The 24,041-nt window shown below is 49.0% G+C and carries 20 protein-coding genes; 14 read left to right on the top strand and 6 right to left on the bottom strand.

Annotated elements, in window-relative coordinates; translation table 11 throughout:
* Nucleotides 1-187: 187 nt before the first annotated feature.
* The 5 genes from M4J38_RS18400 (at nucleotide 188) to sucD (ending at nucleotide 6,286) form a co-directional block, all read left to right on the top strand.
* Nucleotides 188-2,536, top strand: coding sequence for an NADP-dependent malic enzyme (locus M4J38_RS18400; RefSeq protein ID WP_251761275.1), 2,349 nt, complete (start codon nucleotides 188-190; stop codon nucleotides 2,534-2,536).
* Between the two features lie 293 nt (nucleotides 2,537-2,829).
* Nucleotides 2,830-3,777, top strand: a complete 948-nt coding sequence (locus tag M4J38_RS18395) for a hypothetical protein (RefSeq protein WP_251761274.1) — start codon at nucleotides 2,830-2,832, stop codon at nucleotides 3,775-3,777.
* Nucleotides 3,778-3,816: 39 nt separating this feature from the next.
* Nucleotides 3,817-4,554 carry an ABC transporter permease gene (locus M4J38_RS18390; RefSeq protein ID WP_251761273.1) on the top strand — a complete coding sequence of 246 codons (738 nt, stop codon included), beginning with the start codon at nucleotides 3,817-3,819 and terminating at the stop codon, nucleotides 4,552-4,554.
* Nucleotides 4,555-4,579: 25 nt separating this feature from the next.
* A complete protein-coding gene (locus tag M4J38_RS18385; RefSeq protein ID WP_251761272.1) occupies nucleotides 4,580-5,362 on the top strand; it encodes an ABC transporter ATP-binding protein in 783 nt (260 codons plus the stop codon).
* Nucleotides 5,363-5,413: 51 nt separating this feature from the next.
* Nucleotides 5,414-6,286, top strand: a complete 873-nt coding sequence (gene sucD, locus M4J38_RS18380; RefSeq protein ID WP_251761271.1) for a succinate--CoA ligase subunit alpha — start codon at nucleotides 5,414-5,416, stop codon at nucleotides 6,284-6,286.
* Between the two features lie 83 nt (nucleotides 6,287-6,369).
* Here the strand turns inward: sucD and M4J38_RS18375 are convergent, their stop codons facing one another.
* Entirely contained in the window at nucleotides 6,370-6,690 is a 321-nt protein-coding gene (locus M4J38_RS18375) for a type II toxin-antitoxin system RelE/ParE family toxin (RefSeq protein WP_251761270.1), read from the bottom strand.
* Nucleotides 6,645-6,875 (bottom strand): hypothetical protein, encoded by a 231-nt coding sequence (locus M4J38_RS18370; protein ID WP_251761269.1) that lies wholly within the window; start codon nucleotides 6,873-6,875, stop codon nucleotides 6,645-6,647. The genes M4J38_RS18375 and M4J38_RS18370 overlap by 46 nt, the downstream gene beginning before the upstream one ends.
* 255 nt (nucleotides 6,876-7,130) lie before the next feature.
* Here M4J38_RS18370 and M4J38_RS18365 point away from each other — a divergent pair, with 255 nt between their 5' ends.
* From M4J38_RS18365 to M4J38_RS18355, 3 genes are all read left to right on the top strand, one after another.
* Nucleotides 7,131-13,139 carry an alpha-2-macroglobulin gene (locus M4J38_RS18365; protein ID WP_251761268.1) on the top strand — a complete coding sequence of 2,003 codons (6,009 nt, stop codon included), beginning with the start codon at nucleotides 7,131-7,133 and terminating at the stop codon, nucleotides 13,137-13,139.
* A 186-nt stretch (nucleotides 13,140-13,325) separates the two neighbouring features.
* A complete protein-coding gene (locus M4J38_RS18360) occupies nucleotides 13,326-14,393 on the top strand; it encodes an FAD-binding oxidoreductase (RefSeq protein ID WP_251761267.1) in 1,068 nt (355 codons plus the stop codon).
* A 7-nt stretch (nucleotides 14,394-14,400) separates the two neighbouring features.
* A complete protein-coding gene (locus tag M4J38_RS18355; RefSeq protein WP_251761266.1) occupies nucleotides 14,401-14,805 on the top strand; it encodes a hypothetical protein in 405 nt (134 codons plus the stop codon).
* Nucleotides 14,806-14,807: 2 nt separating this feature from the next.
* Here the strand turns inward: M4J38_RS18355 and M4J38_RS18350 are convergent, their stop codons facing one another.
* Nucleotides 14,808-15,587: a zinc-dependent peptidase gene (locus tag M4J38_RS18350; RefSeq protein WP_251761265.1), complete on the bottom strand. Its 780-nt coding sequence runs from the start codon at nucleotides 15,585-15,587 to the stop codon at nucleotides 14,808-14,810.
* Between the two features lie 192 nt (nucleotides 15,588-15,779).
* Entirely contained in the window at nucleotides 15,780-16,697 is a 918-nt protein-coding gene (locus M4J38_RS18345; RefSeq protein WP_251761264.1) for a zinc-dependent peptidase, read from the bottom strand.
* Between the two features lie 86 nt (nucleotides 16,698-16,783).
* On the opposite strand from M4J38_RS18345, the gene aspS reads away from it, so the two are divergent.
* The gene (aspS, locus tag M4J38_RS18340; RefSeq protein WP_251761263.1) at nucleotides 16,784-18,595 is read left to right on the top strand and encodes an aspartate--tRNA ligase; all 1,812 of its coding nucleotides are present in this window, start codon (nucleotides 16,784-16,786) and stop codon (nucleotides 18,593-18,595) included.
* A gap of 24 nt (nucleotides 18,596-18,619) precedes the next feature.
* A complete protein-coding gene (locus M4J38_RS18335; RefSeq protein ID WP_251761262.1) occupies nucleotides 18,620-19,096 on the top strand; it encodes a hypothetical protein in 477 nt (158 codons plus the stop codon).
* An 8-nt stretch (nucleotides 19,097-19,104) separates the two neighbouring features.
* Here the strand turns inward: M4J38_RS18335 and M4J38_RS18330 are convergent, their stop codons facing one another.
* Nucleotides 19,105-19,788 (bottom strand): hypothetical protein, encoded by a 684-nt coding sequence (locus M4J38_RS18330; RefSeq protein ID WP_251761261.1) that lies wholly within the window; start codon nucleotides 19,786-19,788, stop codon nucleotides 19,105-19,107.
* Nucleotide 19,789: 1 nt separating this feature from the next.
* Nucleotides 19,790-20,122, bottom strand: a complete 333-nt coding sequence (locus tag M4J38_RS18325) for a PadR family transcriptional regulator (RefSeq protein WP_251761260.1) — start codon at nucleotides 20,120-20,122, stop codon at nucleotides 19,790-19,792.
* 93 nt (nucleotides 20,123-20,215) lie between these two features.
* Between M4J38_RS18325 and M4J38_RS18320 the strand changes: the two genes are divergently transcribed.
* The 4 genes from M4J38_RS18320 to M4J38_RS18305 all read left to right on the top strand — a co-directional run bounded on the left by M4J38_RS18320 (nucleotide 20,216) and on the right by M4J38_RS18305 (nucleotide 23,836).
* Nucleotides 20,216-21,481 carry a replication-associated recombination protein A gene (locus M4J38_RS18320; RefSeq protein WP_251761259.1) on the top strand — a complete coding sequence of 422 codons (1,266 nt, stop codon included), beginning with the start codon at nucleotides 20,216-20,218 and terminating at the stop codon, nucleotides 21,479-21,481.
* 10 nt (nucleotides 21,482-21,491) lie between these two features.
* Complete coding sequence (locus M4J38_RS18315; protein ID WP_251761258.1) at nucleotides 21,492-21,962, top strand: GNAT family N-acetyltransferase; 471 nt, start codon at nucleotides 21,492-21,494, stop codon at nucleotides 21,960-21,962.
* A gap of 75 nt (nucleotides 21,963-22,037) precedes the next feature.
* Nucleotides 22,038-23,021 carry a DUF6089 family protein gene (locus tag M4J38_RS18310; protein WP_251761257.1) on the top strand — a complete coding sequence of 328 codons (984 nt, stop codon included), beginning with the start codon at nucleotides 22,038-22,040 and terminating at the stop codon, nucleotides 23,019-23,021.
* Between the two features lie 272 nt (nucleotides 23,022-23,293).
* Complete coding sequence (locus M4J38_RS18305; RefSeq protein ID WP_251761256.1) at nucleotides 23,294-23,836, top strand: T9SS type A sorting domain-containing protein; 543 nt, start codon at nucleotides 23,294-23,296, stop codon at nucleotides 23,834-23,836.
* Nucleotides 23,837-24,041: the final 205 nt, after the last annotated feature.

Here is a 24,041-nt window from a genome sequence, read left to right as displayed (position 1 = left end):
ATCCTTATCAAATATGGTCAGAAACTTTGCTGTGAGGACTGAATGATTACCTTTGTGGCGTTTCACATTAATGGCGTTTCTCAGGCATGATTGCGTAAAAAGCTAACTTATGGGAGCACATACTCCCGCCAATCTGCCCGCTCTCCGTAAAATTGTACGGTCGCCGAAAACATGATGCATTCAATCTATGAAGAAGCAGCTTAGAAAAGAAGACGCGCTGGAATACCACGCGAAGGGTCGTCCGGGGAAAATTGAAGTAGTGCCCACGAAAGAGGCGAAAACCCAACGCGATCTCTCACTCGCCTATTCTCCCGGCGTGGCCGAACCCTGCAAGGAAATTCATGCCAACCCGGAAACCGTTTATAAATACACCGCGAAAGGAAATCTTGTGGGCGTGATCAGCAATGGTACCGCCGTACTCGGTTTGGGCGATATCGGCCCTGAAGCCGGCAAACCCGTTATGGAAGGGAAAGGCGTACTTTTCAAAATATTCGCAGATATTGATGTTTTCGATATAGAAATCAACGAGAAGGACCCCGAAAAATTCGTACAGATCGTTAAGGCTTTGGAACCAACTTTCGGTGGCATTAACCTGGAAGACATCAAGGCGCCTGAGTGCTTTTATATTGAGCAGAAGCTAAAGGAGCAGCTCAAAATACCCGTTATGCACGACGACCAGCACGGTACCGCCATCATCAGCGGATGCGGGTTGCTAAACGCATTGGAAATACAAAAGAAAAAGATCGAAAAAGTAAAGATCGTGGTGAACGGCGCTGGCGCGGCGGCCATGGCCTGTGTGCAGATGTATGTGTCGCTGGGCGCGAAATATGAAAACTTTATTATGTTCGACAAGGACGGCGTGCTCCACAAAGGCCGTCCCGACCTGGATGAACTAAAACTGAGATTCGCCATAGACGCGAAGAAAAGTAATATCGTGCTGGCGGACGCGCTGAAAGATGCCGACGTGTTCCTGGGATTGTCCGTTGGCAACGTGGTATCCGGTGAAATGATCAAAAGCATGGCGAAAAACCCTGTGGTATTCGCACTGGCGAATCCCGAACCGGAGATCAGTTACGAAAAGGCCACCGAGGTGAGGAAAGACATCATCATGGCCACCGGTCGTTCCGATTTTCCCAACCAGGTAAACAACGTACTCGGATTCCCCTACATATTTCGTGGTGCGCTGGATGTGCGGGCCACCCAGATCAATGAGGCGATGAAACAGGCCGCGGTAAAGGCCTTGGCCGAACTCACACGCACACCCGTTCCGGAGATTGTTACCCTGGCCTACAACGAAAAACACATTTCTTTCGGGCCCAATTATATTATCCCCAAACCGCTTGATCCGCGCTTACTGGAAACCGTTGCTCCCGCCGTGGCGAAAGCCGCCATGGAAAGTGGGGTGGCTCAGGCGCCCATCAAAAACTGGGACAAGTACAGAGAAGAACTGAACCGCAGGCTCGGTATTGACAATCAGGTAATGCGCGTGATTGGCAACAAAGCACGTCGTGCGCCCAAGCGTGTGGTGTTCGCCGATGCGGATAATGTGAAGGTGCTAAAAGCCGCGCAGATCGTTTATGAAGACGGTATCGCCTACCCGATCCTGTTGGGGGGAGAGGTGCGCATCAGAAAGATCGCCGAAGAAAACGGCATAGACCTCTCCGATATGCCCATTCTCGATCCCCGGAGCGATGAAATGGAAGAAAAACGCCAGCTCTACGGAGAAATATTCTTCCAGAAAAGGCAACGCAAAGGATTCAATTACTATGAATCCAAAAAAGCCATGCGCGACCGGAATTATTTCGGCTGTATGATGGTGGAATGCGGAGATGCCGATGCCATGATCTCGGGGCTGACTAAAAACTACCAGGAAACACTGCTGCCCGCTATCCAGATCATCGGCACGGAAGAAAACGTGAAGAAGATTGCGGGCATGTACCTGTTGCTCACCAAGCGAGGCCCGCTTTTCCTGGCAGATACCACCGTGAATTTCAATCCCACGGCCGAAGAACTGGCGGATATCACCCTGATGGTGGCCAAAGAAGTAAAACATTTCAACCTGGTGCCGCGCATCGCCATGCTCAGCTATTCTAATTTCGGCAGCAGCAACTCGCCGGAAGCCAAGCTGGTGGCCAATGCCCGGAAAATTGTGAAGCAAAGGAATCCTTCGCTCATCGTAGATGGTGAAATGCAGGCCAGCGTGGCTTTCAACAAAGAAATCCTCCGCGACAACTACCCGTTCAGCGAACTCGCCGACCAGGACGTAAACACACTCATCTTCCCCAATCTTACCGCAGGCAACGTGGCTTACAACCTGCTCAAAGAGGTGGGTGGCGCCGATGCCATCGGTCCCATCCTGCTCGGGTTGAAAAAACCGGTGCACGTGTTGCAACTCGGCAGCTCCGTGCGCAGCATCGTAAACATGACCCTGATCGCTGTAATAGACGCACAACAGAAATGTAAAATATCTACGGAAGAAGAAGTGCGGAAATCGCCCTGGTGGAAGAGTTTCAGAAAGGTGAGTAAGGATATGTAGGAAATTTTGAATGCTGGATATTGAATTTTGAATAGACGGAAACTCGAATTTATTAAGGGTAGTGCATTACTTCGCTGTATATTCGGAAAGTAGTAAACTAAACAACGCTTTGCGTCTCTGCTCCTTTGCGCCTTTGCGTGAAAAAAAGCAATAACTTACCACCTCAATTCATCATCCAAAATTCATCATTCAAAATTTAAAATTCCCTGGAAACCATCTCAAAAAAGAAAATCTCCTATCCCGTCAGCAAACACTTCAGGAAGTTCCTGAAACGATACGGGCGGGAAGCCCCGTTGCCCATCTCTTACGAGTTTCTCCGGCATTTTGATTCCTGCCGACCCGTATACGATTCGGCGGGGAAAGACACCTTATGGGAATCGGTATGGTACCATCCCACCTTACAGGAAGAGATCAATAAAAGCCTGAAGCACGTCTACTCCCTGCTGAAATCCGGGGGACAAACGGAAGCGGAAGAACACCTCCATATCGAAAGGATCGATTACTGTTTGTTCGGCAACTCACATCCTTTCCGCATCAAGATCGTGAACAACTACAACGAGGTGTACGACTATTTCTATATCAAACAGGCGGATGCCTCGCGGGTACTGGGCCTGGAACTGGAGCATATCGTTTCACCTTACTGGATCAACTATCTCGTGGATAACGGTACGCTGGTGGAAGAACACATCATCGGGGTGCCCGGCGACACCTTTATCAAACAGTACCTCGGCAGGCCTGAATTTAACCCTAAACGCATCGCGAAAGAATTCGTAAAATTCAATGAACGCTGCTTCTTCCGACTGCTGGGGGATATGCGCAGTTACAATTTTGTGTTCGACATCACCCAGGATTTTGATGACATTCATTTCCGGATGCGCGCCATGGATTTCGACCAGCAATGTTATGAGGGCAGAAAGAACATGTACCTGCCCCAGTTCTTCAAAGAGAACAAGGTATTCGTTGACCTCGCCATTCAGCACTGCCATCCTGATGTGATCCAGCAATACCAGGTGGAAGAACGTTCCCAGATCATCCGGCGCATCCGCTCCCAGCGCCACCGCCTCAAGGATTTGCACGATGCCGTTGTGCTGGATGAACTGTCCACGCCCGAAAAAACCGCTTCGCTGGCACAGGAATTGAGTGAGTACCACCAGGTTCCTGAAATGAAGCACTGCCGTACCATGGGAGAACTCATTAAGGCCCACATGAAAGTACTGATACTGGCAGGGATGAAAAAGTGACATCCGTTTCCGTTATTTTTGTTTTACTAAAACAGGCCCATGACATTTTTTACGGAGTTCGGCAGGTACCTGCTGATGTTGAAAGGCATGTTCTCGAAGCCGGAGAATTTTAAGATGTACTGGAAGGAATTCATGCACCAGTGTTCGGAGATAGGCGTGGGTTCTTTGGGAATCGTGGTCATCATTTCCATTTTCATGGGAGCGGTATCCACGTTGCAGACGGCCTACCAACTGGTTAGTCCGATCATTCCGAAATCCACCATCGCCCAGATTGTACGGGATACCGTCATCCTGGAGTTCGCACCCACCCTGGTATGTATTGTACTGGCAGGGGTCGTGGGCAGTAAAATCGCGAGTGAACTCGGTAACATGCGGGTAAGCGAACAGATTGATGCGCTGGAGATCATGGGCATCAACACCAAAACCTACCTTGTTCTGCCTAAAATAATCGGCGCTTTATTGATGATCCCGATGCTGGTCACACTTTCCGCCGCTCTCGGCATCTGGGGAGGAAGGTTTGCGGGCCAGGCGTCCGGCATTGTGTCCACCGCCGATTTTGATAAAGGCCTTTTGCAGAATTTCATGCCTTTCAACGTAACCTTCGCGCTCATCAAAGCGTATACTTTCGCTTTCATCATATCTTCTGTTCCGGCTTATTTCGGCTACTACGTGAAAGGTGGTGCCCTGGAAATAGGCCGTTCCAGCACAAAATCGGTGGTGGTAAGCTGTATCCTCATCCTTTTCGCTGATTATATACTGGCGGCATTGCTGCTCTGATAAAATTTAACCCAAAAGAAACCAGATGATCCAGGTAAACAATATCAAGAAGAATTTCGGCGAGAAGCAGGTGATCAAAGGCGTGAGCGTGAACATGGAGCCGGGGAAATGCAACCTGATCATCGGTTCCAGTGGAAGTGGTAAAACAGTTTTTACAAAATGCATGGTGGGGCTTTTCACCCCGGAAGAAGGCGAAGTGCTGTACGATGGACAGAATTTCACCACCATGGATTTCAAGGAAAAAAAGGACATCCGGAAACAAATCGGCATGCTGTTCCAGGGATCAGCGCTTTTCGATAGCATGACCGTGGAGCAGAATATCATGTTTCCACTTGATATGTTCACCACTGATTCCTACAAACAGAAAAGAAAACGGGTAAACGAGGTCCTCAACCGGGTTCAACTCAATGAAGCCAACCGGAAGTTCCCCGCGGAAATATCCGGCGGGATGAAGAAGCGTGTGGGCATCGCCCGGGCCATCGTGTTAAATCCGCATTATCTTTTCTGTGACGAGCCGAACTCCGGCCTTGATCCACAGACTTCGCTCGTAATTGATAAACTCATCCAGGAGATCACCCGGGAATACAATACCACCACCGTGATCGTTACGCACGATATGAACAGTGTAATGGAGATTGGCGACCACATCATTTACCTGTACGAAGGCCTGAAAGAGTGGGAGGGCTCCAACCAGGAGATCATTTTCTCGAAAAATGAGCGCCTGAACAACTTCATTTTCGCCTCCGAGTTCCTGCAGGATGCCAAGGAGCTCCGGATGATGGAGATGAACAGGAAAAATAAAGGCTAAAACCCTTACCTTTGCCCCGCCCAATAAGTTATAATCACCAAAATAGCAGATATGTCTGTATTAGTTAATAAGAACAGTAAGATCATCGTACAGGGATTTACAGGTACGGAAGGAACTTTCCATGCTACCCAAATGATTGAATACGGCACACAGGTGGTAGGCGGTGTAACCCCGGGTAAGGGCGGCACCAAACACCTCGACAGGCCCGTTTTTAACACCGTACTGGACGCTGTGCAGCAAACCAATGCAAACGTATCTATTATTTTCGTTCCCCCTGCCTTCGCTGCCGACGCCATCATGGAAGCCGCTGACGCGGGTATCGAACTGGTGGTTTGCATCACCGAAGGCATTCCCGTACAGGATATGGTGAAGGTGAAAAACTACCTCCAGGGTAAAAACACCCGCCTGATCGGACCAAACTGCCCCGGTGTGATCACTGCCGATGAAGCCAAAGTTGGCATCATGCCCGGCTTTATCTTCAAAAAAGGCAATGTTGGTATCGTTTCTAAATCCGGTACCCTCACTTACGAAGCCGCCGACCAGGTAGCCAAGGCCGGACTGGGCATAACAACCGCCATCGGCATCGGAGGCGATCCCATCATCGGAACACCTACTAAAGAAGCCGTGGAACTGCTCATGAACGATCCCAATACCCACGGTATCGTAATGATCGGTGAGATCGGTGGGGGCATGGAAGCAGAGGCCGCCCGCTGGATCAAGGAACATGGCACCAAGCCCGTGGTTGGTTTCATCGCCGGACAAACAGCGCCTCCCGGTCGCCGTATGGGCCATGCGGGTGCTATCGTTGGTGGAGCAGATGATACAGCAGCCGCAAAAATGAAGATCATGCGCGAATGTGGCATCCACGTGGTGGACAGCCCCGCTGATATCGGCAAAACAATGGCTGAAGTGCTGAAAAAATAATTTTACAGCAACATCATATTTAAAACGGTGAACGAAAGTTCGCCGTTTTTTGTTTGCGGTACTGTGAGAAAAGCGATTTCAGGTTATTGATAGCCGCTGAACTTCTTAGACGGGTGCTGCCTGGTTTCAAAAAAAGTAATGATTTCAATTTCAGTTTCATTCCTTACTGCATAAAGGAGCATACACCTTCCATGAAGAATAGCTTCCCTGATGCCTGTTCTTTCTGATGGCCTGTATCGTCCCGGATTCTTCTCAATACATCCTATTGCAAACCAGGTTCTGGAAAAGAACTTCTCTGAAACATAAGGCGGCCATTTTTCATCCAGGTAAGCTGTTATTTCCCTGAATCTTTCTTTTGCTACATCCTTCCAGTTGATCTTGATGCCCTTAATGCGATTAACCATTCCTCCATTTCTTTCTTTACTACTTCATGAGGTGTTCCCGGTCCCTCTTCCGCCAAAGCCGCCTCAATATCATCCCATACGCGTTGGGGATAACGGCTCCTTCCGCCATCACGTAATAGGGATTGTTCTTCCCCTTCATCATCTTCTTCATAACGGACCTGCGTCCGCAGTTTCACTTCATGCATAAAAACTGGTTTTAAAAATCAAATGTAGGACTTCTTACAACACCAGTCAATCCGTTTTAACACTGTTTTTTCTACACGCTTATGTAATACTTTGTGGTTTTGCATTCTACATGCAACTATACCCGCTTCAGGGTAGTCAACCTGGTATTTGTTTTGATAACTTGTAGTAAAATTTGCAGCATGGTTCAGTATGGTAGTAAGTTTTGTATGTATTTGAGGCACGGATTTGTTTTGCTTTTGCTGTTAATCCCTTTTATGGGAAAAGCACAAACCTCGGATAAGATGTATGCGGCACATTGGAAGAAGATTGATTCGCTGATTAATAAGAAAGGGCTACCCAAAGACGCGCTCGCGGAAGTTGAAAAACTCAGCGCCCGCGCCACCCAGGAAAAGAATGAGCCGCAAAGGTTGAAAGCCCTGGTGTACCGGATCATTCTTACGGAACCCGTGCAGGATGCACCTGTTCCCGTATCCATCTCCATGCTGGAAAAGGAAATGTCTGGCGCCGCAGGCGTATCCCGTGCCATTCTTCAGAACATGCTTGCGGAACAATACTGGCGGTACCTCCAGAACAACAGGTTCCGGCTTTACGACAGAACAAATGTGGCTGCTCAAAAAAATGATAACATCAATACCTGGACCGCGGCTGATCTTCACCAAAAGATCAGCGCACTGTACCAGGCTTCCCTGCAAACACCGGAACAACTTCAGTCGGTGCAATTGTCTGCTTATGAACCATTGATCCGGAAAGGTAATATGCGGCACCTGCGTCCTACGATGTACGACCTGCTTGCTTTTCGTGCATTGGAGTATTATACAAATGAAGAAAGAACGATCATTCAACCGAAAGATCCTTTCCGTATCAATATGAACGCGGCTTTTGATCCGGCGGATCAGTTCGTTAAAGTGAAATTTCCCAGCTCCGATTCCGGTTCCCTGTACCATAAAGCATTGTTGTTGTTCCAGGACATCATCCGTTTTCATTTGTATGATAAAACACCGGATGCTTTGCTGGACGCGGATATTAAACGACTTTCCTTCGTTCGCGACCATGCCGTTCAGTCCGACAAAGATGAATTGTGGCGGATGAGTGTGCGGCACCTGACCACCCAGTACGGACAAACTCCCGCTGCGGCCCAGGCCTGGTACCTGCTCGCGGAGGACCTTGCTGAAAAGGCAGCATCTTATCAGCCGTTTGAAGATACCACCCACCGCTATGCGTACAAAGAAGCGTTGGCGATATGCGACAAAGTGCTTACCCAGCCCGATTCTTCAGAAGGGAAAACAAACTGTGCCGTGTTGGCAAGGGATATTCGCTCGAAAGAAATACAACTGCATACAGAGCAGGTGAACGTTCCCGGACAGCCATTCCGCTCACTCGTTTCTTTCCGGAATATTTCGGGTATCCATATCAGGTATATACGAATGACCAGCGCATTAAAAACGGAGTTGAAAAATAATAATTTCAACAAAGATTTCTGGAAAAGAATCGTTGGGCTTCCGGCTTTCCGGAACGCAATGCAGTCATTGCCCGTAAACGATGACTACCAAACCCATAAAACTGAAATCGCACATGAGGCGCTGCCCGTTGGAGACTACCTTTTACTGGTTGCCAACGATGCGGATTTTTCCCCCAATTCCTCCCTGCTTGCCTTGCAGCAATTCCATGTTTCCAATATTGGTTTTGTGCAGAAAGGAAGACAGGTATATGTGGTGAACAGGGATTCCGGTGTGCCGCTGGCCGGTGCTTCGGTGGAACTCTGGATGAACCAATACGATTACAATACCCGTAAATCCACGGAGCGTAAAATAGAAACAGTTACCACCAATAAGAACGGATTGGCCGCTTTCACCACGCAGGAAAAAGAGGTGTACAATATGCGCTTTGCGGTGCAATGGGGGAAGGAAAGGTTACAACTGGATGACGCGCAATACGTGGTATACTGGAACAATAATGAGGAGGTAGAAGAAAAGAGGACCAACCGTACCTATCTTTTTACCGACAGAAGCATTTACAGGCCGGGGCAAACGGTACAGGTGAAAGGATTGATTGTTGCGGAAGCACGCGCCTACAAGGCGGTGCAGCCCGGGATTACCACCACGCTTTATTTGTATGACGCGAATTATAAGGCGATCGATTCGGTGAAAGTGACCACCAACCGTTTTGGTTCCTACGCCGCCAGTTTCAGGCTGCCTGAAAACAAGCTGAACGGGAACTTCCAGTTGCGCGATGCGAAGCAGCAAGGCTATGCGTCTTTTAGTGTGGAAGAATACAAGCGCCCTAAGTTTTCAGTTGAATTGAAACAGCCATCGGGGATGTTCAGGCTGAACGATTCCGTGTATATTTCCGGAAATGCACTTGCGTTTGCAGGGAACAATATTTCAGATGCGGAAGTTGCCTACAAAGTAACAAGAACACGCTGGATCGTGTATTATCCCTGGTTTGGAAGAAGCGTATGGCCTCCACAGCGGCCCGGTAATGACGCGGTGATATTGAATGGTACCGCAAGAACGGACGATCAGGGGAATTTCTCCATTTCGTTTAAAGCGATGGCTGATATGGACCGGAAGGCTGATCCCAATGATGTTTTCCTGTACCAGGTTGAAGCCGATGTAACAGATGTGAACGGGGAAACAAGGTCGGCGCAAACCAGCGTGCGTATTGGTTACAAATCGGTTACGCTTGCTTTCTCGCTGCCCGCTGAAATGCCCGCGGATAGTTTGAAACAACTCTATCTCTTCGCCCGGAACAGCAGCGATTCAGCACAATCCTTACCCGCAACCATTCATATCCATCAGTTGAAAACGCCGGACCGAAATTTCCGGGAAAGATTATGGGAAAGGCCGGATCAGTTTGTGCTGTCAAAAGAAGCATATTACGCCGCTTTTCCGCATGATATTTACAGCAATGAAAATGAAGTGATGGCCTGGCCCAAACAAGGAGAAGCGGTGTATTCATCCAGTTATCACACCACTACCTATGGCGAATGGGAACAAAAGCTGCCCGCATTTAAACCAGGTTGGTATATGCTGGAAGCCAGTGTGGTGGACGCTTTTGGAGAACAGGTAACCACGAAATGGTACATGCACCTTACCGGAGCGCAGAAAACCGGTGTGATGTATGGCATTCACCTGGAGACCATTCCTGAACCCACTGTTCCGGGTCAAAAACTCACTGCCCAATGGCAGACCAACCTTCCCAAACCTGTGTTGCTGAAAGATGTCTTTCGGTCAAAAAATACGGTAACCGAACACATTACAGGGAATAAAACAAACGGTGCTTTCGATATCAATACAAATGAATCCGATCGTGGCGGACTGAATGTGATGCTCACCACGGTGAAGTACAACCGGGTTTATACCACCAGCACTATGGCGAATATTTTTTGGAACAACAAACTGTTAAAGATAGAAACCACCACTTTCCGTGATAAGTTATTGCCAGGCGCGAAGGAAACCTGGAGTTTTACCGTGAAGCCTTCTGAAGGTACGCTGGATACGGCCGAAGTGCTGGCCGCCATGTACGATGCCTCACTGGATGACCTGAAGCCGCACCAATGGAACAGGCCGTACTGGCCCAATAATTACAGCGGTGCGACCTGGCAGGGGAATGGAAATTTTGGCGCAACGGAAGCGCAGGTGAAGGAGATTGAAGTGGCTCCTCCGGTGTATCTGGTGAAAAGTTATGATGGATTGTTTACGCCAGAAACTTGGAATATATTTGATAATGATCGGATCAGGTATTTTATGCGCTCGGATGAGTTGTATGTTCAAGGTGATAGAGTTACAAAAGAGGTAGTCGCTTCTGCAGCAATATCCAAAGTTGAAGGAAAACAATTTACCGCTCCGGAAGTTGTCCCAGACTTTGAAACAGCGCCACCGCCCGCTCCAAATACCAGCAAGCCCGCTATCCGCGCCAATTTCTCCGAAACCGCTTTCTTCTTCCCGCAACTCACCACGGGTGCTAATGGCGCTTTATCCTTCAGCTTCACGATCCCTGAATCCCTTACCAGGTGGAAATTTATGGGCTTTGCGCATACCACTGAAATGGCATCGGGCTACCTGGAAAGAACGGTCGTTACACAAAAGGATTTGATGTTGCAACCCAATCTTCCCCGTTTCCTCCGGGAAGGTGACAGGATCGATCTCAGTACTAAAATCGCCAACCTCACCGATAAGGAAATGACCGGCCAGGTGGAACTCCAGTTACTGGACGCGGATACGCGCAAGCCGGTGGATGGCTGGTTCCAGAATGTGATGCCCAACCAGTATTTCACGGCAAAAGCCAAAGGTTCGGCCGCCATTCGTTTTAGCATCCAGATACCTTATCAATACGCGAAGCCTTTGGTGGTAAGGATGATCGCCAGATCCGGAGACCACAACGATGGAGAGGAAACCATACTGCCCGTATTGGCGAATAAAATATTGGTAACCGAAACATTGCCCGTGTTCCTACAGGGTGATGGCGTGAAAAAAATCAGTTGGGATAAGCTGAAAAAGAGCGGGGAAAGCGAAACCTTGCAACACCAGCGGCTCACCGTGGAATTTACTTCTAATCCCACCTGGTATGTGGTACAGGCGCTGCCTTCCTTGCATACCCCTGCTTATCCTTCGGCGGATAGCTGGTTCAATAAATTATATGCGCAGGCTATTGGCGCGGCAATTTTCAAAAAATCTCCCCGCCTGAAAGTGGTGATCGATACCTGGCTGAAAGGAGATTCGGCCGCATTGATAAGTCCGTTGGAAAAAAATCCTGAACTGAAAAATATTCTGTTGGAAGAAACCCCCTGGGTCCTTGAATCTGGCGATCAGCAGGAAAGAATGCGCAGGCTCCGGTTTTTACTGAACATGGCCGCGGTGGAAGACGATATGCAACAGGCATTAACTGAACTGAAAGCGTTACAAACGCCCAACGGTGGATTCAGTTGGTTCCCGAATGGTCCCGACAACAGGTATATCACGCAGTATATTACCACCGGGATTGGCCGCTTGAAAAAGAACGGCATGTTACCTGCTTCCCTGCAAGGCGAACTGGAGGAAATGGCCGCCAAAGCAGTGGTTTATCTTGATCTCCGCTTCCTGGAAGATTACAACCTGCTCCTGAAAAAGAAGGTGAAAATGGATGCCCAGCAATTGGGCGCTGAGCAGGTGTATCATTTGTACATGCGCAGTTTCTTCCCGGATCTATCGGTGGATAAAGCTGTTCAGACGGCGCTTACTTATTACCGTAAGCAGTCCGCTACTTTCTGGCAAAAACAAACTCGGTATGTTCAGGGACTTATCACGCAGGTGCTTCTCCGCAATAATGAACCTTCCCGCGCGGCCCAGGTGCTGAATTCCGTCAGGCAATACGCGGTAAGAACACCGGGTGAGGGCATGTACTGGAAAGAGAACCGCGGCGGCTACTATTGGTACCAGTCTCCGGTAGAAGTGCAATCTCTGCTGATAGAAGCTTTTGCGGAGAAAGGCGGCTTCGCTTCCGAAGTAAACGACATGAAGACCTGGCTGCTGCGCCTCAAACAAACCACGGATTGGGGTAACAGCGTGGCCACAGCCAATGCCTGTTATGCGTTGCTCATGAATGGTGCCGACTGGTTGAATAAAACGCCCGTGGTTTCCGTAAACATCGGCGGGCAAAACCTGACCGCCGATTCCATTGAAGCGGGAACCGGCTATTTTAAAAAGCAGGTGCAGCAGGATAAGATCAGTGCCGCTTCGGGAGATATTTCCATTAAAATTACCGGCGCTGGAACAGGTAGTGCAGCCCTTCCAGCCTGGGGTGCGGTATACTGGCAGTATTTTGAGCAACTCGATCGCATCACAAGTGCCGGAGCCGATTCCACGCTTTCTATAAAGAGAGTGTATTACAAGCAGAAAGAAACCGATGCAGGTACGGTGCTGGAGGAAATCAACAACCTCACACCTTTAAAACCAGGCGATAAACTCGTGGTGAGGATGGTGGTAACCACAGGAAGGAACATGGAATTTGTCCACCTGAAGGACCAACGTGCCGCTTCCCTGGAGCCTGTGCAGGTGTTGAGCCGCTACCAGTGGAAGAACGGACTGGGGTATTACCAGACGGTGAAAGACGCATCTGTTCAATTCTTCTTCGACTGGCTTCCGAAAGGAACGCACGTGTTGGAATACCCGCTGTTTATTACGCATACCGGTGTTTTCAGTACGGGCATCGGAACGGTGCAGAGTCTGTATGCGCCTGAGTTTGCAGGGCATAGTGAGGGAAGTGTGCTGCGGGTAGAGGAATAGTTTTTTTCACGCGGGTGTTTTTTTTTTCACGCAACGACGCAATGACGCAACGCCTTAATTTGTTGGCTAAAGTCTTTTGGGAGCATGTTGCTTTTCTTAACTGTGATCGCCGCAACTTAAACAATACTTTGCGTTGCGAGGAACGAAGCAATTGCGTGACCCCGCCGCTTTCTTATATTTGCGCCCATGCGCACTAAGGTATTGATCCTCGGCCAGGGCCTCTGCGGCACCTGGCTGAGTTATTTTCTCGAGCAGGCAGGAATCAGCTATATTGTTTTGGACAAAGCTCCAGGCATCACATCTTCCCGTGTTGCTTCGGGCGTAATCAACCCGGTAACCGGGCGCAGGCTTCAAAAAACCTGGATGGCCGAACAATTGCTGCCTTTCGCGGAAACGCACTACAAAGCGATGGGCGCATTGCTGAACGAGGAACTTATTTCGGCCACCACGATCCGTAATTTTTTTCCCACCTTCCAGATGCAGGAGGCTTACCGTAAAGTGGCGGAAGAGGACCCGCATTATGTGAATCCCTGGAGTGATGGCGCTGAATGGAGTTCTTATTTCGAATTTATGTTTGGGGCCGGCGAAATTGCCCCGGCCTATTGGATCAGGCTCCGGACCATGCTGGATGCGTGGCGGAAAAAACTGGTCGCCACCAATAAGTTGGTGGAAGATATTTTTGAATGGAGTGAAGTGTCGGTGGAACAAAATATTGTTCATTACAAAGACATTGAGGCGGAATACATCGTTTGTTGTGATGGGGTGGCGGCCCTGGATAACCCGTATTTTTCCCGGCTGCCCTTTGCCCCGAATAAGGGAGAGGCGCTGTTGCTTTCCATACCGGGATTGCCCGGCGGAAATATTTACAAAAAGGGGATCACGCTGGTGCCCTGGGATGAGCCGGGTGTATTCTGGGCGGGGTCCACTTATGAACTGCGGTTCACTGATCCTGGTCCGACCGAGCAATTCAGAACGAACACGTTGTTGCAACTGAAAAATTTTCTGAAACTGCCTTTTGAAGTGATCGATCATTGGGCGGCGGTGCGTCCTGCCACGGTGGAACGAAGGCCTTTTGTGGGATTTCATCCTGTGTTTCCAAGGGTAGGGATACTCAATGGGATGGGCACCAAAGGCTGCTCGCTTGCGCCCTGGTTCGCAAAAGAGCTAACAGCACATATTACAGACAACACGCCCATTACACCGCAGGCGGCGGTAGACCGTTTCCGGGGCCTGCTCACCAAACAAATCAGCTGATACCAATATGGAAGAAAAGAAGCCTGCTTATACCATTCCCGCGCGTTTTCGTCAACTTGAGAACCTGCACATCCTTTTCTGGCTCATCAAAGACCTTTGCTGGTGCCTTTTGTTTAAACCATTGGGCATATTCATGATTCTCCCCACCATTTCCGTTGCCCTGTTCATCACCTGGCGGAACCGGAGGATATTTTCAGAATTGATGCACAACCTGGCCATCTCGCTGTGGATCGTGGCCAATAGCATCTGGATGATCGCTGAATTTTATGAGGTGGATGAGCAGGTGAAGCCGTATTGCGTGATTCCTTTTTCGCTGGGGTTGGCGTTGTTGCTGTATTATTATATTGTTTATAAGATGATTCAGAAGAAAGGAAAGGATGTGGTGGTAGAAACGGAGGAGCGGTTGGGGTGAATCTATGCCGCACACAGCGGATCCTGCCGCAACAATTTCCGCATCGCCTCATACAAATCCGGCAACTCCCTTCGTAAACTAACCGGGTTCTCAAAAAATACCTCCACGCTCACCGCCCAGAATTCGTTGTAATTCGATGCCGCGTATTCACCCAGCAAAGTGCTCTTTCCTTTCTGCATCTCGTTAAAAATAGGACGTGCCACTTTAGAGAACTGGTGGAACTCTTTTTTGAAGTGCTTATCCTCCTCCGTTTCTGAAACGAAATTCACGTACGCGAGGGCGTGTGCCATTTCGTGTAAACCGAGGTTGGAGTTCGTGGTCATCTGGCGGATGCCTTTCCTGAAGTTGTCCCAGGAGAGGTAGATGCCGCTGTGGTCCACGTGGCCCATGAAGGGCATGGAGTAATAACCATATTGGTAGTCTTCACGGAGCACATAGATGTTGCGGAAGTAATTCAGTAAAAAATGATCCAGGCCCAATGTGAGTTGCACGGCTACGGCGCTGATGAGGATGGGCATTTCATCGTGCTCCTCGATTTCCACATAATGGAAGCGGTGGGAGTGGCGGAAAAGAAAGGTCCGGAATAGAAACTTTTGCTGCTCCTCTGTGGGAAGTCTGTTGTAATACATGAAATTGGCCGAGATCACCTGGTGGTAATGCGGGGCATGCTGCGCGAAGCGCCGAAGATGGCGTTTGAAGAACCATTTTTCTCCCGCCTTCCTGCATAAGAAGACGACTCCTGCGATCAATAGCGCGATCAGAATAGTGTAGATCATTTCCATAAGGGCTCCTTTTGAGGTTCGGTAAAAACGTGTAAAAGGCCATTCAGGAATGGATTAAATACGGAAAACGGTCTTTCGGGGGATGGGATTCCAGGTAGGGGAATGAGGGTGCCGGAAAAATAGAAAGAATAGCTGGAAAATGGAAATGCCTGTTATAAGTTATTGAAAGACATTTTTATACATATATACTTGTTAGGAGAGTGCTTTCCAGGCGAGCGGGTCCTGGTTCAGGAGCTGGCACATGGCTTCATAAAGATCGGGCATCTCACTGCGCATTTGCATGGGTTTCTCAAAAAAAGTCTCCACGCTTACGGCCCAGAACTCGTTGTAGTTGGTGGCGGCATAAGAATCCAGCAGGAATTGTTCGCCGCGCTGCATCCGGTTAAATATGGGCCGGGCTATTTTAGAGAAATCCCTGAACTGCCCGCGGAAATGGGGGTCGTGGCCGGAATCGCTCATAAAGTTCACATAAGCCAGCGCGTGCGCCATTTCGTGGATGCCTACGTTGTGGGCGTCGTTGTAATTCTGAAATCCGCGGAGGAAATTGTTCCAGGAGAGGTAAATACCGGAATGGTCCACATGTCCCATGAAAGGCATGTTGTAGTGGCCATAGCGGTAGTCTTCCTTCAATACATAGATCACTTTGAAATGATCGAGGAGGAATTCGTTGAGGCCGAAAGTGAGTTGTACGGCTGCCGCACTGATCAGAATGGGCATCCTTTCCTGCGGCTCAATGTTCATGTACCTGAATTCGCGGGCATGCATAAATACAGTAACGCGTTTCAGGAAACGCACCTGTTCTTCGACTGGAAGTTGCCGGTAGTAGTGGTTGTGTTCCAGGAGATGCTCATGGTAGGAACGGGAATTCGTTTTCAGGTCTTTGCGCCATTTTTTACGCCGGAGCATGGCCTGGAACAATTTTGCCAGGAACGGGGCCAGGATCACCAGTAAAAGGGTGGCGATCACGATCGGGTTGTCGAGGTCGGGGCGGAGGGAAGGGGAGGTAGCGGTATCCGTCAGGGTTTCCGCCGGTAGACGGGGATTATTTCCGGGGGCAAGGAGGAGCTTTCCCGTTGAGTCAATCTTGGTATAGAGGGTATCGTTCGGCATTCCAATAGGAAACGTTTCAAATATCGTCCTTATTTTCTTTTCGCCTACCTTTGCACCTCATTTTAAGCATTTTAATAACTTTCTATATGTACAGAACCCATACCTGCGGCGAACTGAGAGCGGCCCATACCGGAACGGAAACAACCCTGGCCGGCTGGGTGCAGACCGTCAGGAAATTCGGCAGCATCACTTTTGTGGACCTCCGCGACCGCTACGGCATCACGCAGCTCGTATTCAGCGAATCGCTCAACCAACAATTGGATGAGCAGCCGCTGGGCAGGGAATTTGTACTCCAGGCCACAGGCGCCGTGGTGGAAAGGACCAATAAGAACCCGAATATCCCCACGGGTGATATAGAGATCAATGTTACTTCTTATAAAATTCTGAATAAATCCGCCGTTCCACCCTTCACCATCCAGGATGATACCGATGGGGGAGATGACCTCCGGATGAAGTTCCGTTACCTTGACCTCCGCAGGAACGCCGTGAAAAAGAACCTGGAACTGCGTTACGCTGTGAACCGGGCCGCCAGGAACTACCTCCATGAAAACCATTTTATGGATATCGAAACGCCGTTCCTGATCAAATCCACACCCGAAGGCGCGCGCGATTTCGTGGTGCCTTCCCGCATGAACCAGGGACAGTTCTATGCGCTCCCGCAATCGCCGCAAACCTTCAAGCAATTGCTGATGGTGAGCGGCTACGACCGTTATTACCAGGTAGTGAAATGTTTCCGTGACGAGGACCTGCGTGCTGACCGCCAACCTGAATTTACCCAGATCGATTGTGAAATGGCTTTCGTGGAACAGGAAGATATCCTCACCATGTTCGAAGGCATGATCAAACATATTTTCAGAGAAGTAAAAAATGTGGACATCACCGAAAAAGTGCAGCGCATGAGCTGGGATGAAGCCATGACCCGCTACGGCAACGATAAGCCCGATATCCGCTTCGGCATGGAAATCACTAACCTGAAATCTCCTTTCACCGGAGACGACAACGCTACCATCGCGGCCGCAGGCTTCAAAGTATTTGATGACGCGCAAACCGTGCTCGCCATCTCTGTGCCCGGTTGCAGCGAATACACCCGCAAACAAACCGATGAACTCACCGACTGGGTAAAACGCCCGCAGATCGGCATGAACGGGCTGGTGTTCATCAAATGCAATACAGATGGCAGCTTCAAAAGCAGTGTCGATAAATTCTTCGATGCCGATAAATTAAAGCAACTGGCCGCTGATTGTAAGGCGCAACCCGGCGATCTGATCCTGATCCTTGCCGGTCTGGAAGAAAGAACCCGCAAAGCCACGAGTGAACTGCGCCTTGAAATGGGTGAACGCCTTGGTATGCGGAAAAAAGATGAGTTCAAACTGTTATGGGTACTCGATTTCCCGCTTTTCGAATACGCGGAGGCGGATGGCGATGAACCCGGCAGATGGGTGGCGCGCCACCATCCGTTCACCTCTCCGAAACCGGATCATATCAGTATCATGATCAATAATAATCCGGTGATCGAGGACCAGGCCAACTACCTGTCGCATCCTTACGCGGGCATCAAGGCCAACGCCTACGATATGGTGCTGAACGGCAACGAAATTGGCGGTGGTTCCATCCGGATCTTCCAGCGTGAACTCCAAGAGAAAATGTTCGCGGCCCTGGGCATGAGCGACGAAGAAGCACGCCACAAATTCGGGTTCCTGCTCGGCGCCTTCGAATACGGCGCGCCACCACACGGCGGCATAGCCTTTGGCTTCGACAGGCTCTGCTCCATCATGGGGGGCAGCGAAAGCATCCGGGATTTTATCGCCTTCCCCAAAAACAACAGTGGCCGGGATGTGATGCTGGATGCACCTTCCGAAATTGACGCGAAACAAAAGAAAGAACTGGGACTGAACTAAGTTTCAGCCTCCGCAATATCCTTTATGAAGAAATTCACGAATATAACAGGTGTACTTTCCTGGATCAACCTGATCATCGGCGGGTTGATTACGCTTTTCGGACTGATCCAGGCATTGATGGGCGGTGGCATTGTAGCCATATTGCAACTGCTGCTGATAGGATCAGTTGTACTGCACAGTTATGCGGCGCTCCAACTGAGGAAGAGTATTGTAAACCCTGAATTTCCTTTGGACAGCAAAACGCCCACCGGTATTCGTTTTATCGGGTTTCTTGCCCTGATGCTTGGGGTGGGTTGTGTGTTTCAGGGTGTACAAGTGATCGGCAATACAAAAGAACTTATAGACCAGGTTGAACTGCCTGAAATGCCCAAAGAAATTAACGTGGAGAAGATGTTCCGCGGCGTAGGGTATTTTGTGCTGGTGTTCGGTTTGTCTGTAGCTATAAATGTCTTGCTGAACATTTCTTTGTTGAAGTGGTACAGGCAGCGGGAGCAGGGATAAGAGAAAGATTATGCAAAAGCCTCGCTATACATCTTTCTGATTTTCTTATGCATTTTTATTAGCGCAAAACTCCAGGCTAGTTGTACCGTTACCACAATAGGATAAATGAGCACAATAACGTCCGAACGTTGCGGCGTAAAATATTCCGGTGCATAGATGCTGCCAAGCGCTACAAGTGCCAGGAATAACGCGGCAGGTAAACAATACAGGTATTCCATCTTACGGAGGACAGCTATGCTTAATAACGGGAGCTTACGTTCACTACGGTTCCTGTATAGAATATTGTTCCCTGATACTATTAATACCCCTAAATTGATGATGTTGAAAATGTGCAGCAGCACTGGTAATGTTTCTTTTGAATACCCCGCTTTAACGGTCCAGATTGCGCCTGCAAATATTAATAAGATCAGTATTAATCTTGGAAGTGTGAAATTTGCCCTGAGCTCCTTAAAGTAGGATTGTTTAACGGTACGGGCGATCTCCCGCTTCTTTGTGTTCAGAATCATACTCCAATCGCTTACAAACTCGCGAAAACGGGTTTCGTTTTTAAATGCGACCTGCATTTCAGTGGCATTGTACCCTTTCTCTTCCAGGAGAGAACAGATGTGGTCAGCAAGCTCTAACTGAACATCATATTCTTTAATTCCTTTTTTCTCGCAAAAGCGTATCGCTTCCTGTTGCATAGGATCCATTTCAGGTGAATTGAGGTTTTATGATGGTGTGCATTGTTTCAAGGAATGATTTCAACTCATCCATCGCTTTGGCGGATGCTTTTTTCCCGGCTTCCGTTAACTTGTAATATTTTCGGATGCGGTTCCCTTCTCTTGCGGTCTCCACTTCCAGTGCGCCGTCAGCTTCAAGTCTGTGGAGCAAGGGGTATAAAGCGCCTTCGGTAATATGTAGCGCCCCATTACTCCGCTGTTTGACCTCTTGTGTAATTTCATATCCATACATGCGCTTCCGCTCTTTTAAAAGTTGAAGCACGATCGGCTCCAGGCATCCCCGGTATAAACCTGAATTGTTCATACACGAATATACATAACTTTCTTATGTATATCCATCTTTTTCTTTTCCCACCCCTCATTAAATTTTACCTTAGCAGTCTTTCAAACTAAGCGCATGTTAGTACCCAATATACCGCTTGCGGAACGGCTTCGTCCACAACAACTGGACGATCTTGCCGGGCAGCAGCACCTTACCGGGCCAGGCAGCATTCTACGCAAAGCTATCGCCCAGGGCAAAATTCCTTCCATGATCCTGTGGGGGCCACCGGGCGTGGGAAAGACTACGATGGCCCATATTATAGCCCATACCCTTGAAGTGCCGTTCTACACGTTAAGCGCAATTTCTTCCGGCGTGAAAGAAGTACGTGAAGTGATTGAAAAGGCCAAACTGGATAGCCAGTCGATCCTCTTCATAGACGAGATACACCGGTTCAACAAAGGGCAGCAGGACGCCTTATTGGGCGCAGTGGAGAAAGGTACCGTAACACTGATCGGCGCCACCACCGAAAACCCATCTTTCGAAGTGAACAGCGCCTTGTTGAGCAGGTGCCAGGTATATGTATTGAAGGCATTAGATAAAGATGATCTCCTGCGACTGATAGAAGACGCTTTCCGGCGCGATGATTACCTGCGGGAAATTGAAGTCCAGGTGAAAGAAACAGAAGCCCTCTTGCGCATATCCGGCGGGGATGGCAGAAAATTGCTTAACCTTTTGGAACTGGTGGTCACCACCTTGGGAAAGAACGGCGTAATTACCGATGATGCCGTGATGGAGATCGCCCAGCAAAAAGTGGCGATGTATGATAAACAAGGCGAGCAGCATTACGATATTATTTCCGCTTTCATTAAATCCATCCGCGGAAGCGATCCCAATGCCGCGGTGTACTGGCTCGCGAGGATGCTGGCGGGAGGAGAGGATATTAAGTTCATCGCCCGCAGGCTGGTAATCCTGGCCAGTGAAGATATCGGCAACGCGAATCCTAATGCGCTGTTGCTGGCCAATGCCACTTTTGAGGCCGTGAACAAGATCGGTAACCCCGAAGCACGGATCATTCTGTCGCAATGCGCCACCTACCTGGCGGCATCCGCCAAAAGTAACGCCTCTTATATGGCCATCAACGAAGCGATGGCAATGGTAAGCAGGGAAGGGGACCTCCCGGTTCCCATGCACCTCCGCAACGCGCCCACCAAACTGATGAAGGAACTGGGCTACAAACAAGGCTACCAGTATTCCCACGATTACAATAAAAATTTCTCCCCACAGGAATACCTTCCTGAAAAAATCGCCGGAACAAAGTTTTATGATCCCGGGAAAAACGCCAGGGAAGAAGAACTGCGCAAACACCTGAGAAGTTTGTGGCAGGAAAAATATGGGTATTAAAAATATGTGTATGCAAAAGCAGGGTAGTTTTCCACGGGTAGAGTGGATTTGTAAACATTTTTCTGAATTGAATACTGAAGCGTTGTACCAGATCGTTCAATTGCGGATCGAAGTATTTATCGTGGAGCAGCAGTGCGTTTTCCAGGACCTGGACAATAAGGACCGGGTTTGCGACCACCTGATGGCCTGGCAGGAAGGGAAGCTGGTCGCATACACCAGGCTGGTGCCACCGGGTGTTTCTTACGAAGAACCATCTATCGGAAGGGTGGTTACTTCCCCATTGGTGCGGAGAACAGGTATCGGGAGAATATTGATGGAAAAATCAATCGCGCTGGTACACAATAAATACGGAAAAATCCCGATTAAGATAGGAGCACAATGCTACCTTAACAAATTTTACACATCTCTGGGATTTATTTCCGAAGGTGATGTTTACCTGGAAGATGGCATTGAGCACGTGGCTATGAGGCTGCCGGTCTAAGTTCAAAGATCGTGCCGGAGAACGGAACGGCAGCAGGTTGATCCAATACTATTTGAAAACTAAAATCTAATATTCATGAAGAAGAAGTTACACTCTTTTTTGGGAACGGGTGTATTCGTAGGGTTGCTCTTATCCTGGCAAACATCCTTCTCGCAATCGCTCTCTTTTGGAAACCCCGGCCTTGAAATAGGGCTGAACGTCGCCCCGATGAACTTCCTGGGGGATGTGGGCGGAAACTACGGAGAAGGCAAACGATTCCTCAAAGACAACAATTTCGAATTTTTCCGGTTAATGAAAGGCGTATATGCCACCGCGCACCTTTCTCCCGCGTTTGGTATTCGTGTAGCCGTGAACGTTGGTCGGCTTGAAGGACACGATAGTGTGATCAATGGCAAAGGCGGCCTTGAAGAAGCCCGTCGTGCACGTGATCTCGGCTTTAGGTCTAACCTCCTCGAGGCGTATGGCGCCATTGAATTTTACCCCACCGTATTTTTTGAAGACGATCCTTCTGATGTATGGCACAAGTTCCGCCCCTACGGTGTGATTGGCGCGGGTATCTTCAAATTCAATCCCCAGGCGGAATACATCAATCCTGCCACCAAAGCAAAAACATGGGTTGACCTTAAACCCTTGCGTACCGAAGGACAGGGCATGGCCGAATATCCCGACAGGAAGGAATATAAACTCACTGAAACACTCATCCCCGTTGGCATTGGATTCAAATACTATGTGAACGAACGTTTCCATGTAGGATTCGAAGTGATGCACCGCGTTACCTTCACCGATTACATTGATGATGTAAGCACCAACTACATTGATCCCGCATTATTCGCCAATTACCTGCCAGCGAATCAGGTAGCGGTGGCCTACCAGATGTCGGACAGACAAAACTTTTTCCAGAGCAATACCCGTCCTGGTTTCACCCGTCGCGAAGGTGATCAGCGTGGTAACCCCAAGCAGAACGACTCTTTCTTTTCGGCCGGCATCAAACTGGGTTGGAGAGTAGGAAGCCTGCTTGATAAAGCATCGCTCCGCCAGACCCGTTGCCCGGTATGGTAAACAACAAATTCAATTAGCAATAAGGCCCGTATTTAGATCCGTACCCTGATTTTTGTTTTATCCCTAACCCCCGTGCCCGTGTGCGTATGAGAAAATGCTACTCTGTTTCGTTTATTCGTTCCTGTAAGTTGTTGCTTCCGGTATGTTTGAGTTTTGCCGGACTCCAATTGTATGCAGGCGTCTTCCAACTGGAACGAAGCGTTTCTTTATACGCATGCGGGCCATTTTTCCGAGCCCCGCTTTATGCTCCGGCCAGTATCAGTTTTCAGCCGGTGAGCGGACTAACTGCTTCTCTGGTAAACAACAAAGAAGTTCAGTTGCAATGGGAATTGTCCGATGAGAAGAACATTCTTCATTTCGAAATTCAGCATTCCACCAACGGAAGAAGTTTCAGCGCGGTAGGCATCGTTAAATTCAAACTCAATACCGAGGCTTCCAAAGCGGCTTATACTTTCCTGCATACACAACCGGTTTCCGGAAAGAATTACTACCGCATAAAAACGGTGTACCTTAACCGCAGCGCTGAGCAGTCTGTTATCGTCCCAATACAATACTCCACGGATGAAAAGGATAAAAAGGAAGCGGTTGTTTTCCCCAATCCTTCGGCAAATGGCATTGTATATTTCTCTACAACATCCTCCCGTTCCGCGCAGTATCAACTGTATGTATTTGACCTGGACGGAAAACTGGTGCGGCAAAAACTGATTCAATCCAACCAGACCACCATCCTGCAACAACTCAGTAAAGGAACCTACCTTTTCGAGATATTTAAAAATGATGAAAGAATAGACAGCGGCCAGCTTATCGTAAGATAACCGCCATTAACTTATTGCCCCGGAGCGCTCTTAAGAATCTGATATCCCGGTTGAATAACAGCCTGATCCGTTCCCTATTTTTGAGTGTACCTTTGAAACAAAAAGATTTTTTTGAAGTAGTTCCGGGGCCCCCCATTGCGAGGCACCGCAGGTGCCGAAGCAATCTCCCCTCGCCACCCACCCAATCCCCCCGCACCTCAACAAG

Origin of the sequence: Parasegetibacter sp. NRK P23 (assembly GCF_023721715.1) — a bacterium.
In the GTDB taxonomy this organism is placed as follows: domain Bacteria; phylum Bacteroidota; class Bacteroidia; order Chitinophagales; family Chitinophagaceae; genus Parasegetibacter.
The sequence above is the reverse complement of the archived record's forward strand: the minus strand, read 5'-3'. Positions and strand labels throughout refer to the sequence as shown.